Annotated in this window: 16 protein-coding genes; all 16 read right to left on the reverse strand. The window is 64.5% G+C overall.

Annotated elements, in window-relative coordinates:
- Nucleotides 1–4: 4 nt before the first annotated feature.
- Nucleotides 5–2,569 (reverse strand): glycosyltransferase, encoded by a 2,565-nt coding sequence (locus E6P07_RS11090; protein ID WP_153975666.1) that lies wholly within the window; start codon nucleotides 2,567–2,569, stop codon nucleotides 5–7.
- Complete coding sequence (locus E6P07_RS11095; RefSeq protein WP_153975667.1) at nucleotides 2,566–5,667, reverse strand: glycosyltransferase; 3,102 nt, start codon at nucleotides 5,665–5,667, stop codon at nucleotides 2,566–2,568. Before E6P07_RS11095 ends, E6P07_RS11090 begins: the two co-directional genes overlap by 4 nt.
- 64 nt (nucleotides 5,668–5,731) lie before the next feature.
- The gene (locus E6P07_RS11100) at nucleotides 5,732–6,199 is read right to left on the reverse strand and encodes a DUF2802 domain-containing protein (RefSeq protein WP_153975668.1); all 468 of its coding nucleotides are present in this window, start codon (nucleotides 6,197–6,199) and stop codon (nucleotides 5,732–5,734) included.
- A gap of 9 nt (nucleotides 6,200–6,208) precedes the next feature.
- Complete coding sequence (locus E6P07_RS11105; protein WP_153975669.1) at nucleotides 6,209–6,610, reverse strand: hypothetical protein; 402 nt, start codon at nucleotides 6,608–6,610, stop codon at nucleotides 6,209–6,211.
- A gap of 123 nt (nucleotides 6,611–6,733) precedes the next feature.
- Entirely contained in the window at nucleotides 6,734–7,216 is a 483-nt protein-coding gene (locus E6P07_RS11110) for a chemotaxis protein CheW (protein WP_153976215.1), read from the reverse strand.
- A 69-nt stretch (nucleotides 7,217–7,285) separates the two neighbouring features.
- Complete coding sequence (gene motD / locus E6P07_RS11115) at nucleotides 7,286–8,188, reverse strand: flagellar motor protein MotD (RefSeq protein WP_153975670.1); 903 nt, start codon at nucleotides 8,186–8,188, stop codon at nucleotides 7,286–7,288.
- Nucleotides 8,189–8,193: 5 nt separating this feature from the next.
- Complete coding sequence (locus E6P07_RS11120; RefSeq protein WP_153975671.1) at nucleotides 8,194–8,937, reverse strand: flagellar motor protein; 744 nt, start codon at nucleotides 8,935–8,937, stop codon at nucleotides 8,194–8,196.
- Complete coding sequence (locus tag E6P07_RS11125; RefSeq protein WP_153975672.1) at nucleotides 8,938–10,014, reverse strand: protein-glutamate methylesterase/protein-glutamine glutaminase; 1,077 nt, start codon at nucleotides 10,012–10,014, stop codon at nucleotides 8,938–8,940.
- Nucleotides 10,011–12,104 carry a chemotaxis protein CheA gene (locus tag E6P07_RS11130; protein ID WP_153975673.1) on the reverse strand — a complete coding sequence of 698 codons (2,094 nt, stop codon included), beginning with the start codon at nucleotides 12,102–12,104 and terminating at the stop codon, nucleotides 10,011–10,013. Before E6P07_RS11130 ends, E6P07_RS11125 begins: the two co-directional genes overlap by 4 nt.
- Before the next feature lie 26 nt (nucleotides 12,105–12,130).
- A complete protein-coding gene (locus E6P07_RS11135; protein ID WP_153975674.1) occupies nucleotides 12,131–12,898 on the reverse strand; it encodes a protein phosphatase CheZ in 768 nt (255 codons plus the stop codon).
- 4 nt (nucleotides 12,899–12,902) lie between these two features.
- Nucleotides 12,903–13,283: a chemotaxis response regulator CheY gene (gene cheY / locus E6P07_RS11140; protein WP_153975675.1), complete on the reverse strand. Its 381-nt coding sequence runs from the start codon at nucleotides 13,281–13,283 to the stop codon at nucleotides 12,903–12,905.
- 49 nt (nucleotides 13,284–13,332) lie between these two features.
- A complete protein-coding gene (locus E6P07_RS11145) occupies nucleotides 13,333–14,082 on the reverse strand; it encodes an RNA polymerase sigma factor FliA (RefSeq protein WP_153975676.1) in 750 nt (249 codons plus the stop codon).
- Nucleotides 14,082–14,912, reverse strand: a complete 831-nt coding sequence (locus tag E6P07_RS11150) for a MinD/ParA family protein (RefSeq protein ID WP_153975677.1) — start codon at nucleotides 14,910–14,912, stop codon at nucleotides 14,082–14,084. Before E6P07_RS11150 ends, E6P07_RS11145 begins: the two co-directional genes overlap by 1 nt.
- Complete coding sequence (flhF, locus tag E6P07_RS11155) at nucleotides 14,899–16,182, reverse strand: flagellar biosynthesis GTPase FlhF (RefSeq protein WP_153975678.1); 1,284 nt, start codon at nucleotides 16,180–16,182, stop codon at nucleotides 14,899–14,901. Before flhF ends, E6P07_RS11150 begins: the two co-directional genes overlap by 14 nt.
- 34 nt (nucleotides 16,183–16,216) lie before the next feature.
- A complete protein-coding gene (gene flhA / locus E6P07_RS11160) occupies nucleotides 16,217–18,313 on the reverse strand; it encodes a flagellar biosynthesis protein FlhA (RefSeq protein WP_153975679.1) in 2,097 nt (698 codons plus the stop codon).
- Nucleotides 18,310–19,464, reverse strand: coding sequence for a flagellar biosynthesis protein FlhB (flhB, locus tag E6P07_RS11165; protein ID WP_153975680.1), 1,155 nt, complete (start codon nucleotides 19,462–19,464; stop codon nucleotides 18,310–18,312). Before flhB ends, flhA begins: the two co-directional genes overlap by 4 nt.
- Between the last annotated feature and the right edge of the window lie 3 nt (nucleotides 19,465–19,467).

Here is a 19,467-nt window from a genome sequence, read left to right on the forward strand (position 1 = left end):
ACCTTCAGCCCGAATCGACCAGCTCCAGATAGCGCGCGGCGATGGTGCGCCAGTCCAGCGCCGTGACAAAGGCGCGTGCCGCCGCGCCCAGATGCGCGCGCCGTTCGGGGTCGGCGAGCAGCTCGGCCACCGCCTGGGCGAAGGCGTCGTGGTCATCGACGATCAGCGCCTCGACCCCCGGGGTGATGGGGATGCCCTCGGCACCCTTGGCGGTACTCACCACTGCCAGTCCGGCAGCAAAATAATCCAGGATCTTCATGCGCGTGCCGCCTCCCTTCTGCAAGGGCACCACGGCCAGGTCCGCGCCCTTGAGATAGGGCGCGACCGACTCGACCGGTCCGGTGAAGCGCAGAGAGGGATGGAGCTCATTGGCCGGCGGATGGGGACCGATCGCCAGCACCCTGACTGCAACCCCCAACTGCTCGAGCCGCGGCAGGATCTCGTCCGCCATGACCTTCATCGCCTCCAGATTCGGCGGATAGAGATAGATCCCGTGATAGACCAGTACGGCACATTCGGGCGGGATGGCATAGAGCGCCCGGAGATCGAGCGGTGCGGCGCGTGCGAATGCCTCGAGATCGACCCCGTGCGGGATGAGATGCAGCCGCTCGGGCGCCACACCATCGGCCAGCAGACGCTGGCGGTCGGATTCGGAGACCACGACGACGGCATCCGAACGCTTGCACCACCCAAGTTCGACCTTGCGCAACACCTCATAGCCATGCGGGGACAGGTCCGGCACCTGTTCGGCCAGGCGCCGATACTCGACATTGTGTTCGACCAGGAGCGCGCGTCCGCCCAACAGGTCACGTGTCCAGCAGGTCGCGCGCCCATAGGCCGGGAACTCGGCCTGATAGACGCGCGCGCCGGTGATGAGCGCCAGATAGAGGGTACGCGCGATGAAACTCCAGTCGGCGACCGGTCGATAGAGGAAGGCATCCTCGGCTGGGATACCCGAGTCGAGCAGGAAGGCGCGCACCTGCTCTGGATCCGGCCCGAGCAGCTGCAACCAGAGCGGAAAGCGGCGCTCGCTCCACTGACCCTGGCGCACCTCGTGGTAGCGGACGCGATCCTCGCTGATCAGATAGACGGCCTCGACCGCGAACGACAGGCCCCAGGCGGTGCGCTCGATCTTGACCGCCGCACCGTGATTGGCCGGATGGATGTCCGAGCGCGAGACCAGGATCACAGCACGGCGCCGACCGAGACGCCCGAGACCGCGCATCAGGGTCGTCACCAGCGGCTTGAGCCAGGGGCGCGCCTGACCGAGTGCGGTGCGTGCCAGGGCCTTGAATCGCGCAGAACCTCGTGGCAGAACCCTGGCCACTGGGGTCTGGATGGACGGCTCGCACGGCGCGGCAGCAGATTGATCGGCCCTGGGCGGAACGGCTGGCGCGGTTGATTTCAGGTCGATCAGCGGCGCGCCTGGACAGGCGCGAACGGGTGTGGCCAGGAAATCGAGGACGGGTTGAATGGTTCGACCATAGTGGAAGCGTTCCTCGACCAGCCGCAGGGCATTGGCTGACTTCTCGGCGATCGTTTCGGGCCGCGCAAGGAGCGCAGTGACCAAGCCGTCGATGTCCTCGATCCGATCGATGACCCAACCGGCGTCATAGTCGCAAACCAGTCCGGCCAGCTCGGTATAGCGGTTGCAGATCAGCGGCAGACCCAGGCTCAAGAACTCCATGGCGCGAAACGACTGGCTGTGCCAGCGCTCGGGGTTTTCGTCGGCCAATTCCAGCCCGATGTGGCAGGTACGACGCAGATACTCACGCATCGCACCATAGGGCAGGAGTCCATGCCGCTCGACGATGGATTCAGGCCAGGCGCGCTCAGATTCACTGAGTTCCAGCGGCGCCTGATCGGCGTCATAGACATAGCGACCACTCAGAACCACCAGTCCCGCCCGCCCCCGGCCCTGACGGTCCAGCGCCCAGACCAGGGCATCGAGCCAGTCTTCGGTGCGGCGCCAGGGCCAGGAGACCCCGCCGGTGACCAGACGCAAGCGCGTCTCCGGTGAACAGGTCAGTGGTTTAAGACACTCGAAGCCCGCCGAGATGGGCACCACATCGATGGGTGCGGCGACGCGACAGTCGAATCCAGCCAGGAGCAACCAGGGCAACAGAAAACTGGCCTGGCGCTGGTTGCCGACCAGGAAGCGATCGGCACGCCGATAACAGAGGAGCGTCCGCCGGACCTCATCGGCCAGATCTAGATGCTCTTGATACATGGCCTCTAGGATCCGGGGGGCCACCACGTCGAGGATGAGCGGTAGGTCGAGCGACTCGGGCAGGAGCTCGATCAGCTCCCAATAGCCGACCAGCAAGGCATCCGGGGCCTCCTCCGCGATCAGGGCCGTCAGGGCATCCCGATCGCGATAGCTGCGCGCGCGCAGGCCAGCTCGGACGCCCCGTGGGGGCGGCCCACCCAGGGTCGCAGGATAGACCTGAACCAGCGTATGGCCGGCGTCGCTAAGTCCGAGCGCCAGGCCCCGCGCGCGCACACTGTTGCCGGAGGCGATGCGCCCAGGGTCAAGCGGCTCGCCATGGGTGATGAGCAGGATCTTCATGCCGCATGCCCCGCGAGGAGTCGTTCCAGGGTGGCGCGCGCGACCCGGCGCGAGAAATGCCGTTCGATGTTGTCGAACCCGGCCTGCACCAATCGCTGCCACAGCGAGGAGTCGCGATAGAGTCGGGCCACGGCAGCGGCGAATGCCTCTGCATCCGCGCCGATCAAGACATCGACCCCATCGGTCAGATACATCCCCTCGGCGGCACAGGGCGTGGCCACGACTGGCACGCCATAGGCCAGGCTCAGGTTGATCTTGCCCTTGACCCCGGCCCCGTAACGCAGCGGCGCGATCGATAGCCGGGCGCGTTCGAAATAGGGCCTGGGGTCCTCCACATAGCCAGTGACATGCAGCCCACGACGCGGATCTTCGAGTGCGCGGATCCCCGGCGGCGGGCGGCTGCCGAGGATGAAGGTCGGCACCGGACCGAGTTCGGACTCAACCCGGGGCAGGATCTCCTCGACGTAATAGAGCACGGCATCGACATTGGGGTCATGGTTGAACCCACCGATGAAGAGGATGGCATCGCGTTCCTCGAATGGGGTGTGGGTTGGATGGAGATCGTGGATATTGCTCAGGACCTCCAGCCGTGCCCCGGGGAGCTCGCGCGCCAGCAGATCGCGCTCGACCGGGCTGACCACCAGGGTCAGGTCGGCGCGCGCGATCAGGTCGAGTTCCTGGCGTCGGCGTTGGGCGGCGCGTTTGAGCGCCGCTGGGTCGTTCTTGAGTTCGGCCTCGCGCTGTTCGCGCAGGAAGTGCAGGTCAACGGTGTCGAACCAGACCTCGGCCTGTGGCGCATACCGCCGAACGACCTCGAAGAACTGGTCCGCGATACTGGCCCGACTCAGGATCACCAGGTCGTATCCGGCGCCACGCGCCTGCAGATGAGAGTGGATAGACTCGATCCGGGGTGCCGTGAGGACCTCCACCCCCAGGCGCTGGAGTCGCGAACCATAGGGCTCGACAGACTCGAGGTTGGAGGGGGCGAAGGCCACGTGCCAACCGAGCGCCAGGAAGGTCTCCAGAAGGTTGAGCATGCGCAGCGAACCCGAATCCTGATCCGGGGTCAGCATCACGGCATCGATCACCAGGAGGCGTCCCTGTTCGGCGCCCGCCGCGGCCGACCGTTCGAGACACACCAGGGTCACCTCGGGTTGATAGAGGAGCGTCCAGCCCTGGCTGCGCAAGGCATCCAAGAGCTCGGATATCTCTGTGGGGCGGGCGGTGCCCAGGACCGACTCCAGGGCACTCCGACTCAGCAACAATCCAACCTCGGAGGCCGAATCGATTGTACGCGGATAGCTGTACTCGGGCGCCTGGGGATCGGCGCCGGCACCGATCGGCCAGACCGTCCCGTCCAGGGCGCGGCGCCGTCCGGCCTCGATCAAGCGCCCGTCAGAACCGACGAGCTTGGGGCTGACCGCACCGACCCTAGGCACCTCCGGGTCGCCCTCCGGCACGCCGTGCAGCAGACACCACAGCCAGTCGCGCGGTCTGGCCTCCAGACAGTCGAGCATCAGGATCCAGTCGGCCTTGGTGGCGGCGAGCACAGCGTCAAACCGATCGGCGACGGACGCCCCCGGTTCGAGCGCCAGATGGCGCGCCTCGGGCACCCGACGTTCGAGCAGCTCGCCGATCAGATGTCCGGACGGGTGCAAAAAGAGCGGCTCGAACGGCGGCGTAGAGCGGCTCTGGATCAGTTCCTCCAGCAACCAGAGGGTGTGGATACAGACCCGTTCAAGATCGACCAGCAGCGCCACCTGAGGCTGGGGCTCGGGTCTGAGACCGAGCGCAGCGATCCGCGCGACCTGCCAGAGCGTCGCCAGCCCAGCCGTGCCTCGCCCGTCCGCGCGGCCCAGCTTGGCCACCAGCGCACGCGCCACCGGCCCGGCTCCATGAAACCTCAGGATCTCGACCAGGTGTTCGGCGTGCGACCCCAGCCTTGAGGCCGGGTCTGCGAGCGGGGCCAGGAGCCTCTGCACCTGGCGAGAGGCGGCACGCACTGGCCAAGTCAGCCAGTCGGTCAACCCCAGGATCCAACCCAGCCAGGAGCGGTAACGTTCCAGATCCGCGCGACACTGGAGCGCATCGCGCAGCGACCGGATCCCAAGCAGGTCGAGCAACTCGCGATCGGCATCCTGGCTGGAACGGGCGCTGAGGAGCTGCTGGTGCAGCGCCTGGAGTCGGGCCTCGAGCGCCTCTTTCTCGGATGCCAGCAAGGCATGACGGATCTTCCAGTCCTCGCGCTCGAGCCGCAGCGCGTGGGTCTGTTCGATGAGTCCGCGCGTCTCAGCGGCACACCGCTCGCGCAGCTCCAGATACATGGGCCGATGCTTGGCATACTCCACGAGTCCCAGCAGCTGGTCGAGCGTCCAGCGCGAACGCCACTTGTCGAAGAAGGCCGCCAGCCCATGCCTCAGTCGCTCATCGTCCTGCTGCAAACCGAACCCGCTCGCGCCCTGGATGCGATAGACCCCGGTGACCCGATCGACATGGATCAGCGGAGTGAGGGCGCTCAACTGAAGCCAAAAATCCCAGTCCTCATAGACCTCGAGTGACTCATCGAAGCGCAACATGTCGCCGACCAGCGAGCGGGCAAAGAGCACGGCATGGATCGGCAGATAATTCTCGAACAAGAGCCGCAGCGGATCATAGGGCTGGTTGAAGACGTGCACGACCTCCCACTCGCCTCCTGCCGTCTGGCGCCGGCACTCGATCCCGGCATAGGCCGCCCGGGCGTCGGTTCGCGATTCGATCGCCTCGACCAGACCGGCGACATGCTCGGGCAGCAGCCAGTCGTCGTCGTCAAGGAAGAGCAGAAAATCACCCTGGGCCGAGTCCAGGCCCAGGTTGGCCGCCGCCCCCCGTCCCAGACGGCGCCCGCTGGAGACCAGGCGGACCAGGTGTCCAGCGCAGGGCGGTGGGTCGAGTTCGCGACGGCCCCGGACATCGATCAGCACGACCTCGATGCGGGGATAGGTCTGGGCTGCGACCGAGTCGAGCGTCTCGGCCAGGGTCGCGCGCCCCAGGGTACGGATCAGGATCGAGACGAGCGGGCGGGGGGGAGGGTTGAATGGTTCCTGATCGGCTGGGGTCATCGCTCGGGCTCGTCGTCTTCGGCGGGGGATAGCGGCCCGCGGATGATACCACCTGTCAGTGGTCTCATGGCTTAGACGACGACTGTGTTCGCGCCACACCTGCACCGTGCAGGCTGAAGAGTAGATCGACCTCGGCCTCGCTGAGTCCGCAGAGCTTGCGGACCTCGTTGCGTCGGTGACCGAGCCGGATCAGTTCGATCGCCTGGACATAGAGCCCCTCATCGACGTCGCGCAGACGCAATTCGCTCTGCTGATCGGCGAGCCGGTCGAGCGCGCGCCTGACGTTCGACTGGTGCTGCCCCTGATCGATGACATCCTCGGCCACGGCCTTGATGGCGCCATGCAAGGCCAGGATCGCGGTATCCAAACCACGCTGATCGTGCCGCAACCTGGCCAAGCGCGCCTCCAGGGCGCGCTGCCGCGCCGCGCCGCGCACGGCCAACAAGAGGGCCACCAGGGCGATGAGCAACGCCAACACCGCGACCCAGAGTGGATCGAGCCGAATGATCTGCACCAGAGACGCAGCATCCATCACGATCCTTCAGGCGTACTCGTCAACATGGCCGCTGCTTCGCCCCTGGAGACGGGGCAAGGCGCCGGCCATCTGGGTCGGCAGACGCGCCTCGGCCTCGCGTGCCCTCGAACGCCGATCGGCTTGACGGCGATCACGCACGCGCCGCTCGGCCTGACGGCGATCGCACACACGCCGATCCAAGCCTGGACGATCGATCAGGCGCCGATCCTGCGTGCGACGCTCCTGGATTCGGCGCTCGCCGCGGCGCCGCTCGCCGCGGCGCCGCTCCTCGCGCTGGCCACGCCGATCGGCGCGGCGACGTAATAGCCAGGTACGCTGCTGTCTTAGTCGGCGCTCATGATCATCGCCCAGGGTTCGCGAAGGGGTTTGAGCCTGGACCGGCCCCAGCTCTCTGGTGGGTTCGTTCATGACCTCGCTACCCTTAAAAAAGGCTACCTGACCACCGTAGGGGCACGGCGCGCCGTGCCCCTACTGGATTCATCGGCCAGCGGAAGCGAAACATAAACCATGACGGACCACTCAAGTCCGTTCTCATAGCTCGCGCAGGCTTGCCCACTCCTCGTCGGAAAGCAGCTTGTTGAGGTCGACTAAGATGGTCAGACCCTCGTTGGAACTGCTGACGCCCAGGATAAAGCGACTGGTCTGGTCGTTGCCGACGGCAGGGGCCGGATCGATCGATTCTGCTGGGATTTGGACCACCTCGGCCACAGAATCAACCAGGATGCCGATGTTTTGGTTATCAACATCGATGATGACGATGCGCGATGACTCGTCCGGCTCGCGCACCGGCAGGGAGAGACGCCGACGCGCGTCGATCACTGTGACGACGTCGCCGCGCAGGTTAATGATGCCTAGGATGTAATCAGGCACACCAGGCACAGGTGTGATCTCGGTGAGTTTGAGCACCTCTTGGACCTGGAGGACGTCGATGGCATAGGTTTCGTCGGCCAGGCTGAAGGTGACATAGGAGGAGGAGCCGCTCGGCTGGCTCGCCCGCGAATCGGATGCGGTCATCATGTTGGCTCTCGGTTCGTCGTTGAATGCCTGTCTGGATGCGCCTGAACGTCACTTTACGATTAGACGTCAGCCAGGTTCCAGATCCGTTTTCAGACGTTCGGGCGCCCGCTGCCCACTCGCTTGGGCGGACTGTAAAACGGGCAGCACGATCACAGCGACCCGCCGGTTGCGCGCCCGCCCAGCCTCCGTGGCGTTGCTGTCGATGGGATGGAACTGGCCATAGCCAATGGCGACCATCCGCTCCGGATCGACGCCGTTCTGGGCAAACAGGTTGACCACGGTCGCCGCACGTCCGGACGATAGCTCCCAATTGGAGGGGTAGATGGTGTTGTTGATCGGCAGGTTGTCTGTGTGTCCCTCGACATGGATGCGCACGTCGTGCCCTCTGAGCAGCTGGGCAACCCGGATCAGGGCCGGACGCGCCGCCGGCTGCAGGGTCGCCGAGCCGCTGGAGAAGAGCAGATTGCTGTTGATTGAGACCTCTATCCAGTAAGGCTGGCGCTTGACCTCGATGTTGCCGGCCTCGATCAGCGACCCCATGGCCTCCTGCAATTCCTCCGCCATCTCCCGGATCTCACCGATGATGCGCCCAAGCTGCTCCTCGGAGGCCGTGCCGATGAGGGCGGCGAGCGCCACATCGGTCGGCGAGGAAGGTTCGAGACCCGGCGCGGGGGCCTCCTCGTCCGGGCTCGGGACGATGATCTCGACCGGGGCGAGCGAGCGGCGCACGTCCTCACTGATCGGGTTGAGCGCCTGCGTCGGTTCGCCGATCTGGATCGGATCGACGGCCGCCGGCGCGCCGAACGCCTCGATCAAGGACTCGGAGAGCACACTGTACTTACCGGCATCCACCACGGAGACGGCGTACATGACCACGAAAAAGGCCATCAGCAGCGTCACCAGGTCGCCATAGGGGATGGCCCAGGCCTCGTGGTTGAGATGTTCCTCACGCCGGTTATGTCGCGTCATCGTCTTTAGCCCTGGATGAAGCCATTGAGCTTGTTCTCGATGTTGCGCGGGTTCTCGCCCTCGGCGATCGCGACCAATCCCTCGACCAGCATGGTCTGATAGGTGATGCGCGCCTGAACAATCGATTTGAGCTTGTTGGACACGGGTAGAAAAAAGAGGTTGGCCAGACCCACGCCATAGATGGTTGCCACGAAGGCGGACGCGATCCCCTGTCCGAGCTTGCTCGGCTCAGCGAGGTTCTGCATCACCGCCATCAGGCCCATGACAGCCCCGATGATGCCGAGGGTCGGCGAATAGACCCCCATGCTCTCGAAGACACGCGCCCCCTGGAGATCGAACGACTCGCTGTTGTCGAGGTCGGATTCCAGGACCTGGCGCAATATCTGCGGCTCGGTGCCATCGACCAGGAGCTGCAATCCCTTACGCACGAAGAGATCCGGCTCGGTGTTCGAGCGATCCTCAAGCCCGAGCAGCCCCTCCTTACGCGATAGATGCGACCACTCGACGATACGCTTGATCATGGGTCTTGGCTCCAGTCGCGGCGGCTTGAAGACCCAGGGAAACATCCGGAGCGCATGTAAGAAGACAGGGACCCGGGTCTGCACCAGGGTCGCGCCCAGAGTACCGATCACCACGATCAGGAAGGCCGCCAGATTCCACAGCGCCTCGACCGAACTACCCTTGGCGATGACGCCACCGAGGATGGCTGTCAACCCGAACGCGAGCCCGATCAGGCTCAGGATGTCCATTCAGCAGAAACCCTTGACCAAGGCCGGTCCGACCTCCTTGAGCGGCAGGATCTGATCGGCCAGTCCGGCGTCGATCACCGCCGCTGGCATCCCATACACCACGCAACTGGCCGCGTCCTGCGCCCACACATGGGCACCATTGGCCTTGAGCTCACGCGCGCCCTCGCGTCCATCGGCGCCCATACCTGTCAGCACCACGGCCAGGACCTGGGAACGCAAGGCCGCGACCGCCGATTTGAATGTGATATCGACGCTCGGCTTGTAGATGGTGCCGGGTGGACTCTCCTCGATGCGTACTCGAGGCTGGGCACCGCCTTCGAGCACGAGCTGCACCCCGCCGGGCGCCAGCAGTGCACTGCCGGGTTTGAGGAGGTCACCTGACGCGGCCTCCTTGACCTCGATCTGGCACAGGTTGTTCAAACGCTCGGCAAAGGCCGGCGTGAAACTCGCCGGCATGTGCTGAACCAGGATGATCGGCAGCGGAAAATTCTTCGGCAATCCCTTGAGCACCTCTTGCAAGGCCACGGGCCCACCGGTCGAGGTGCCGATCAGCACCGCGCGCAGGCTACTGAGGGGGGTCGCGCTCGGCGAGAGGCGTGGGGCCTGGGCCGGACGTGCAGGCACCGCCCCGGTCGGCGCGGGACGATCGAGGGGCGCTGGGGTCGTCGGGCGCGCGAGCCGGGTGCGACCGAGCGCGCGCACCCGCCGGCGCAACAAGATCTTGGCCGAATCCTCGTCCTTGGCCATCTCGCTGAAGCGCTTGGGCAAAAAGTCCATGGCACCGGCGTCGAGCGCATCGAGCGTCGCCTTGGCGCCCTCGGTGGTTAGGGTCGAGAACATCAGGATCGGGCACGGCGATTCGGCCATGATCCGGCGCACCGCCGTGATGCCGTCCATCACCGGCATCTCGATGTCCATGGTGACGACGTCCGGTTTGAGACGCTTGACGACCTCGATCGCCTCCTGGCCGTTGGCGGCGGTTCCAACGACCTCGATCCCGACATCGGCATTCAGGATCTCGACGATACGTCGGCGAAAGAAACCTGAATCGTCGACCACAACGACACGCAGACTCATGCCGGCATCCCCATCTCGGCCAGTCGCGGTCGCGCATGCGAGGCCCGTCCGCCATAGCCCGGCTGGCTCATAAGACGCAGCAGCGCCGGGATGTCGATGATGAGCGCAATCCCACCGTCACCCGTGATGGTCGCGCCGGCCAGCCCCGGAACGCCGTGTAACCCCTTGCCGAGCGGCTTGATGACCACTTCCTCCTGACCAATCAGGTCATCGACGACCAGGCCGATCTTACGCTGTGCGACATGGACCACGACCACATGGGCATCGGGCTTGGGCTCGACCAGACGCTGGGGATGCAGCCAGCGCACGGCGTAATAGAGCGGTAGGGCATGGTTGCGCACCATGATGGCCTCCTGATCATCCACAAAATGAGTTCGAGTCAGATCCAGTTCCAGGATCTCCGAGACCGAGGCAAGGGGGATGGCAAAGCGGCGGCCATCGAGTATGACCATGAGCGCTGGCAGGATGGCGAGCGTCAGCGGCAGCTTGACGTTGAGCTTGGTGCCCACACCGACCTTGGATTCGATCTCGATGGTGCCATTGAGTTGGGCGATGCGGGTCTTGACCACGTCCATCCCGACCCCACGTCCGGAGACGTCCGAGATCTCCTCCTTGGTCGAAAAGCCGGCCATGAAGATCAGGTCGAAACACTCGCGTGTCGACAGACGTTCGGCCTGACTAGGGTCGAGCAGGCCCTTCTCGACGGCCTTGGCACGCAGCTTTTCGGGGTCCATACCGCGCCCATCGTCCTGGATCAGCAGCGAGATGTGATCACCTTCCTGGGCCGCGCCCAGCACCACGGTCCCGCGGCGCGGCTTGCCCTTGGCCTCGCGCTCATCGGGCGGCTCGATGCCGTGGTCGACCGCATTGCGGATCAGATGCACCAAGGGATCGGCGAGCGCCTCGACCAGATTCTTGTCGAGATCGGTCTCCTCGCCGAAGGTCTCTAGTTCGATCTCTTTGCCGAGATTGCGCGCCAGGTCGCGCACCACGCGCGGGAAGCGGCTGAAGACCTTCTTGACCGGCTGCATCCGGGTCTTCATGACTGCCGCCTGGAGGTCCGAGGTCACAAGTGCCAGCGAGGCGATCGCCTTGCCGATCTCCTCGTCGCCGGTGCGCATGCGCAGCATGCTCAGGCGATTGCGCACCAGCACCAGCTCGCCGACCAGATTCATGATCTCGTCAAGCCGCTGGGTATCGACCCGCACCGAGGTCTCGCCAACAGGGGCAGCCGGGGTGCGCTGAGTCTTGGTCGCCTCGGACGGATCGGTGACCGATTCGGGCGGAGAACCGACCACCTGAAGGCCCGAGGCCTGGACCGGCGGCGGACTCGGCCTGGGCGATGCGGACGGGGCGGAAACTGGCTCGATGGTCTTCTCCGCCCCCCTACCATGCAACTGGTCGAGCAATGACTCGAATTCTTCATCCGTGATCAGGTCACTGGCGTCGGTCGACGGTTCAGACGCCGCCGTCGCACCGGATGGATCTGAGTCGGCCGGCGTCGTCGGCGCCCGTGGCTGATCGGTGGGCGCCGCGGGCTGTCCCGAAAGGGCGTCGAGCAGCGCCTCGAACTCGGCCTCGGTGATCTCGTCGGTCGGCTCCGGCCTGGATTCAGCCTCGCTGGGTGGCGCCGGCATCGGATCTGGGACGGCGACCGGTCTTGGTTCGGGTACAGGCCTTGGCGTGGGCGCCCCGGCCGCGTCAGGGACAGCCAGCGCCGCCAGATCCGCAATCAGTGCGGGCGGGGCCGACTCGGGCTCACGCCCAGACTTGAGATCACCGAACATGACGTTGAGCACGTCGAGCACGCGCAGGACCGCATCCATGAGGGCCGGATCGATCCGGCGTTCGCCGTTGCGCAACAGATTAAAGACGTCCTCGGCATGATGACAGACCACGACCAGTGCGTTGAGATTGAGGAAGCCCGCACCACCCTTGATAGTATGGAAACTGCGAAAGACTGCATTGAGCAGGTCGCGATCGTCGGGATTTTGCTCCAGTTCGATCAGTTGCTCGTTGAGCGCCTCCAGCAGTTCACCGGCCTCGACCAGAAAGTCCTGGAGGATTTCATCGTTCGGATCTATGGCCATGTGAGATCACTCTAGGGTTCGGTGGGCTAGAAACCCAGGCTGGAGAGCAAGGCATCCACGTCGTCCTGGCTGCTGACAACATCGGCGACCATGTCCTGGGTATTGGGCACGATCGGACCATGGCCGCGCGAGTCCATCGAGTCACCCCCTTCTGCGACGACGGCCTTGTCCACCCTGGGCAGATCCATGCGCGCGCTTGACAGCCGGATGAGTCCGACCAGATTCTCCTCGACCTCCTGCACCAACCGGATGACGCGACGGATGATCTGCCCCGTGAGATCCTGGTAGTCCTGCGCCATCAGGATCTCGGACATCAGCGACTTGAGCCGCTCGGTCTCCTGACCCGTCTGGATCAGGAAGTCATCGAGCTCGCGGGCCAGCTCGCGGAACTCGTCGACCGACAGCTCGCGATGGCGAAATCGGTTCCACTGTTCGCGTAAAACCCCCGAACGCCCGTGGAGCGATTCGGCGATGGGCATGGACTCGTCAAGCGCATTGAGTGTGCGATGAGTCGCCTGTTCAGTCATGGAGACGACGTAGTTCAGGCGCTCCTTGGCGTCCGGGATCTCGTCGCGGCTCAGTTCGATCAGACGCGCGTCACCACGGAAGCTTTTGAGGGCCTCGTGGAGTTCGCGCGTAAGCTTGCCGAGCTCCTCGAAGAGCTCGCGCTCGTAGGGCAGACGCAGCTGCCGGATGATGTCATCGGCCTCCGAGCGCTGCCCCTTCTCCAGGCACTCGACCAGTTGCCGCGCCAGATCCAAATGGAGATTCAAGCGTTCTTCATCGGTATCCATCGACTCATCCCTGTGCCTCGATGCGTTCGAAGATCTTGTCGATCTTTTCCTTCAGGGTCTCAGCTGTAAAGGGTTTGACGATATAACCGTTGACACCGGCCTGGGCGGCCTCGACGATCTGGTCGCGCTTGGCCTCAGCCGTGACCATGAGCACGGGCAGCGACTTGAGCATGGGATCGGCGCGCACGGCCTTGAGCAGCGCGATGCCTTCCATGTTGGGCATGTTCCAGTCGGTGATCAGAAAATCAAAGCCACCCCCCTTGAGCATCGGCAAGGCGGTGCTGCCATCGTCGGCCTCTGCCGTGTTGTTGAAACCCAGATCGCGCAACAGGTTCTTGATGATGCGTCTCATGGTGGAGAAATCGTCCACGATGAGGATTTTCATGCCTTTGTCCATGCCATGCTCCACATGGAATCTGTGTTGGTTTGAGAATTCAGGCGTCCGGTCGCCCTACTTGGATCCAGTCGCTCAAACGGCCCCGCAGACGATGCAGGGCCTGACTGCGAATCTGGCTCACGCGCGATTCGGTGACGTCGAGGATAGCGCCGATCTCGCGCAGATTGAGTTCTTCGTCATAATAGAGCGCGAGTACCAAACGCTCGCGTTCCGGCAAGTCAGCCAGCGCCTCGGCCAGGGCAGCCGCGAACTCCTCACGCTCCAGCTGTTCGGTCGGCGTGGCGCCCCCACCCGGCAGCAGGCGGTCGCTGTCGGCGTCATCGCCGAACAGATCCTCCAACCCCAGGATCTGGCAACTGGCACTATCCTGCAACATGCCATGATAGTCGTCGAGTGTGACACCCAGTGCCTCGGCGATCTCGCGATCATTGGCTGAGCGCCCCTCACGCGCCTCGATCTGGCGAATCGCCTCGGCGATGCGCCGGCTGTTGCGATGCACAGAGCGCGGGGTCCAGTCGGCGCGTCTCAACTCGTCGATCATGGCCCCCCGGATCCGGATACCGGCATAGGTGGCGAAGTTCGCGCCCTGCCCCGACTGGAACTGGCGCGCGGCCTCGATCAGACCAACCATGCCGGACTGTATCAGGTCCTCGACCTGAACCGAGGCCGGCAGACGCGCCATCAAATGATGCGCGATGCGCCGCACCAAGTCGACATGCTCGGACACCAGCCGCGCCGTCTCCTCACCGGCGCTCGCATATCCAGTCCGAGAGCGACTCCGGATCATCAGACGCCTTGTTGCAATAGACGCTCAACAAAGAAGCCAATGCCACCGACATCGGTCACCCCAACGCGCCCTGCATCGATCCGGCGCGCTAGATCGCTGAAGACGCGACCGGACGGACTGCCCGGATAGAGGCTGACCACCGGCTGACGTCTCTGCACCGCCAGACGCAGCTTGTCGTCCACAGGGATCATGGCGGCCGGCTCCAGCACCACGTCCGGCAAATAGTTGGCGCAGACAGACGAGAGTTTGCGCATCAAACGCTGGCCAGACTCGCTGTCGCGCAGCATATTGCAGATGATCCGAAAACGACGCACCCCGTGCTCCTGATGGAGAACCTTGATCAGCGCATAGGCGTCTGTCAAGGAGGCCGGTTCGTCACAGACCACCACGAACACCTGCTGCACGGCCTTGCAGAAACTCGTGACCGAGTCATGGACACCAGCGGCGGTGTCGACGACCAGGATGTCGAGGGGTTTATCGTAGCTGCTGAAGGCGCGGATCAACCCTAGATGTTCTGCCGGGCTCAGGTTGGCCATGGACGCGATCCCCGAGGCCGAGGGTACCAGCAGCAAGCCGTCCGGACCCTGGATCAGGACATCCTCCAGGCGCTCGACGCGCCCGGCGACCAGGTCGTGCAGGGTCTTGGTCGGGCGTAATCCTAACATCAGGTCGGCATTGGCCAGACCCAGATCGGCGTCAAAGAGCATGACGTTGCGTCCCAGCCGGGCCAGGGCCACGGACAGATTGACCGCGACATTGGTCTTGCCGACACCACCCTTGCCGCTGGAGATGGCGATACTCTGAAAAGGCCGGTTCCTAGTAGGCTGCATGCATGGATTTCCTGAAGGGGACTACGGACTCCAACACGAGGCTGTCGCGTGTCGTGACGCACTGGGGACCGAGCGTCCGTGCGGCTGGGGTCTTGGACGCTGAGGGTCTGGAAGGAGGCTCGGACTCGTCGCGCGGCGCAAACCAGTGAGCCTCGATCCCGGCGGGTGCGGATGCCGCGGCCATCTGCACCGCTGGCTGGAGTCGTGGACTCGGCTCGCCCAGCGCTAGGCGCGTCAGATGCGCCGTGTCGGCCGGATGGAAGTCTTCCTCGATGCGCTGTCCGTCGCTCTGGAAGACCAGACCCAGCTGCTGTTCCAGCAGCACTGAGAGGATCTCGCCGAACCGTTCGGCCTCGTCGATCTTGGTCAGCACCAAGGCCGAGGGCTCGCAGCCTTGAAAGGCCCGAAGCACCTGACGCAGCACACTGGCCTGATGGGTCGCCGGGATCACCAGCCAGGTCTCGACCTCGACCAGGTGACGAATCTGGGCAAAGGGCTTGTGCTCGGCCGCGTCGCGCGCCGAACGCCCGGCGGTGTCGACCAGAATGAGATGACCGCTGGCGCAGCGACCGGCCAGACCGATGAGATCGCGTTCGCTCTCCAGTAGCATGACAGGCACGCCGGCCATCTGGCCAAAGACCTGGAGCTGCCTGTGTGCGCCGATGCGCTGACGGTCGAGCGTGACCAGTGTCACTGAGTCTGCACCCAGACGCCGGATGCGACGTAGGGCGAGCCGACACAGGGTTGTGGTCTTGCCCGCGCCTGTTGGACCAACGAGCGCCAGCACGCCGCCGTGCTCCAGTACATTGGGCGACACACTTGCGATCGAGGCTGAAAGTCGTGCGCGCAGACGGCCCCAGGCCTCCTCGGGCGTCTGCTCCTCCTGGATGCCGCCGACGAGCGAACGCACGAGCGTGTCGTCGAATCCACACTCGACGAGCCGCTCAGCGATCCCGGCGGCGAGCGGATGACGCACGGCCCATTGATCGCGTTCGCTCAGACCCTGCTGTTGTGCCAGCAGGGCGCGCAGATCGCGCAGTTCACGGCGCATCGCGGCCAGTTCGGAATCGGCGACGCTCGGGCGCGCCGCGCGAGGCACGCCGGGGCGCGTCTGTGCGGTCTGTTCGGACGGGACCTCGGTCGCCGCCACCACCTCCAGCAGTCCGTCAACGCGACGGCTCGACAGGATCACGGCATCCGGTCCCTGTTGTTCACGCACCTGGCGCATGGCGTCCTGCATGTTCTTTGCCTGATAGCGCCGTACATTCATCGCTCAAACTCCCGTTACTCGATCAGGCCCGTGCCTAGGTGTTGTCGCTCTTGCCCACGGTGGCCACAACCCGGATGCGTCGATTGTCGGGGATCTCGGTGAAGGCCAGCACGGTCAGGTTGCGCACCGCACCCCTTAGCCAGCCTGCGATCCAGGCACGGATCTCCGGAGCCACCACCAAGACAGCTGGCGCACCCTCGGCCTCTTGCTTGTGAGCCGCTTCCGCCACCGAGCGCTGGAGCCGCTCAGCCAGACCGGGCTCGATGCCGATGGTTTCGCCCTGACTGCCTTGCAGCGATTTGTGCAACAATTGTTCCAGGGATGGATCAAGCGCGATCAGCGGCAGCTCGTCGTCGGGGCCGACCAGATCCTGCACGATCGAACGGGCCAGCGCCACCCGCACCGCGGCGGTCAGGGTGGCGGGATCTTGACTCTTGACCGAGCGTTCCGCCAAGGTTTCGACGATGGTACGCATGTCGCGGATCGAGACCTGCTCGGCCAGCAGGTTCTGGAGCACCTTGAGCACCACACCCAGTGAGATGGTCTTGGACGACAGCAGGTTCTCGACCAGCTTGGGTGAACGGCGTCCGAGCTGGTCGAGTAGGTGCTGGACCTCCTCGTGCCCGATGAGGCGATGGGCGTTCTCGCGGAAGATCTGTGACAGATGGGTCGCGATGACAGTGGCGGCATCGACCACTGTATAGCCGGCGGCCTGGGCCATGTCGCGGTTGGCCGGGTCGATCCAGAGCGCATCCAGGCCGAAGGTCGGATCCTTGGTCGGCGTACCCTCGACGGTGCCGAACACCTGACCGGGGTTGATCGCCAGGTCACGATCGGGGAAGACCTCGCCCTCGGCCACGGTCACGCCCAGGATCGCGATGCGATACTGATTCGGCCCCAGCTCCAGGTTGTCGCGGATGTGCACCGGCTGGATAAGAAAACCGAACTCCTGCGAGAGCTTGCGCCGGATACCCTTGATCCGGGCCATGAGCTGACCGTTCTGGGTGCGATCGACCAGGGGGATGAGTCGATAGCCGACCTCCAGCGACACCAGATCGACAGGCGGCACATCCTCCCAGGATAGATCCCGATCCTCAGGTGCGGGCAATTCCAGCCCCGGCGGCAGACGCTCGACCATCTCTAGCGAGGGGGCTGCCGGCTTGGCGCCGATCAGGTAGGCGGCCCCGATCAGGCTGGAGGAGATCCCGAGAAAGACCAGATTGGGCATGCCAGGAATCAGCCCCAGAACCCCGATGATCCCGCCCGAGATATAGAGCACGCGCGGATTGGCGAACATCTGGCTGAACACCTGCTGGCCCATGTCCTGGGGCTTGGAGGTGCGGGTGACGATGATGGCGGTGGCCGAGGACAACAGCAGCGAGGGGATCTGGGCGACCAGACCATCGCCGATACTGAGCAGGATGAAGGTGTTGGCCGCGTCGGCAAAGCTTAGCCCGGCCTGGGTGGTGCCGATGACGATGCCGCCGATGACATTGATGAACAAGATCAGGATGCCGGCGATGGCATCCCCGCGCACGAACTTGCTCGCGCCGTCCATGGAGCCGTAGAAGTCGGCCTCCTGGGCCACCTCCTCGCGACGTTTGCGCGCCTCCTCCTGCGAGATCAGACCGGCGTTGAGATCGGCGTCGATCGCCATCTGCTTGCCCGGCATGGCGTCCAGGGTGAAGCGGGCGCTGACCTCGGAGACGCGCCCGGCGCCCTTGGTGACCACCACGAAATTGATGATGACCAGGATGCAGAACACCACCACCCCGATGGCAAAGTTGCCACCGAGCACAAACTGGCCAAAGGCCTCGATCACCTTGCCTGCCGCCTCGGTGCCCTTGCCACCGTTGAGCAGGATCACCCGGGTCGAGGCGACATTGAGGGCCAACCGCAGCAAGGTCGCCAGCAGGATCACGGTCGGAAAGGAGGCGAAATCGATCGGGCGCGGGGTATAGATCGCGACCATGACCACGATCAGCGACAGGGCGATGTTGAATGTGAACAACAGGTCAAGCAAGAACGGCGGCAGGGGCAGCACCAGCATCCCGAGCAGCGCGATCAGCAGGAGGGGCGTGCCCAGCCCCAGGCGCCCAATATCGCTCAGACGTTGAACCAGGGTCGTCATCGACGTCCTCGCCGACGACGCGGGGCGGTACGCGGATCCAGATAGGCCTCGGGCACCGGCAGGTCATCGGCCAACTCCACATCCGGATCCTCGCGCCGGATCTGATACACATAGGCCAGGATGCGCGCTACGGCGATGAACAGTCCGCTCGGGATCTCCTGATTCAGATCCGTGGTGAAATAGATGGCGCGTGCCACGCGCGGCGCCTCGACGCGCACGATCCGGTGTTCCTCGGCCAGCGCACAGATGGCTTTGGCCACCTCATCGGTGCCCTTGGCCAGCAGCCGGGGCGCAGACATGGTCGCGGGCACATAGGCGATGGCCACGGCATAGTGGGTCGGGTTGGTGATGATGACATCGGCCTTGGGCACCTCGGACATCATGCGCCGCTGGGCCATCTCGTGCTGCAACTGGCGCAGGCGGCCCTTGACCTCGGGTTTACCCTCGGTCTCCTTGAACTCGTCCTTGATCTCCTGGAGCGTCATGCGCAGTTGTTTCTGATAGTTCCAGATCTGGAAGGGTACATCGATGGCGGCCACCACCAGCAGGGCTGCCGCGGCGATGAGAAAGAGCCAGGCGGCCATGTGCGCGGTCTGGATGATCGCCTGATCCACCGGAAGTTCGCCCAGTGTGAGCAGATTGCCCCAAATACGCATCATGCCCAGGGTCGCCATCCCACCGACCAAGCCAAATTTGCCCAGTCCCTTGAACAGCTCTATCAGTCCCTGCACCGAGAACATACGCTTGAGACCGGCGATCGGATCGAGCTTGGAGAACTTGGGCATGAGTGCCTGGCTAGAGAAGTTCAAGCCCCCGACCAGGAGCGGCCCCATAAAGGCCATCACCATGAGCAGTCCGAACAAAGGCGCCAGGACCAGGAGCGCGCGTCCGAGTAGATGCTGGAGATGGGGGACCAGCAGACCCTCATCGAAGATCAGACCGCGCTCCAGCGTCCAGCCCTCGATCATCAGCTGACTGAGGCGTGTCGCCAGGCCGCCGCCGAGAAAGAGCAGAAAGGCCCCACCCATGATCAAGATAACGAAGGTATTAAGCTCGCGTGAGCGCGCGATCTGGCCCTTCTCGCGCGCCTCGCGCAAGCGTTTGGCGGTGGGGGCCTCGGAACGTTCCTGGCCGTCTTCGTTTTCGGCCATGGC

The sequence above is a fragment of the Thermochromatium tepidum ATCC 43061 genome, from assembly GCF_009664085.1.
Lineage (GTDB): Bacteria > Pseudomonadota > Gammaproteobacteria > Chromatiales > Chromatiaceae > Thermochromatium > Thermochromatium tepidum.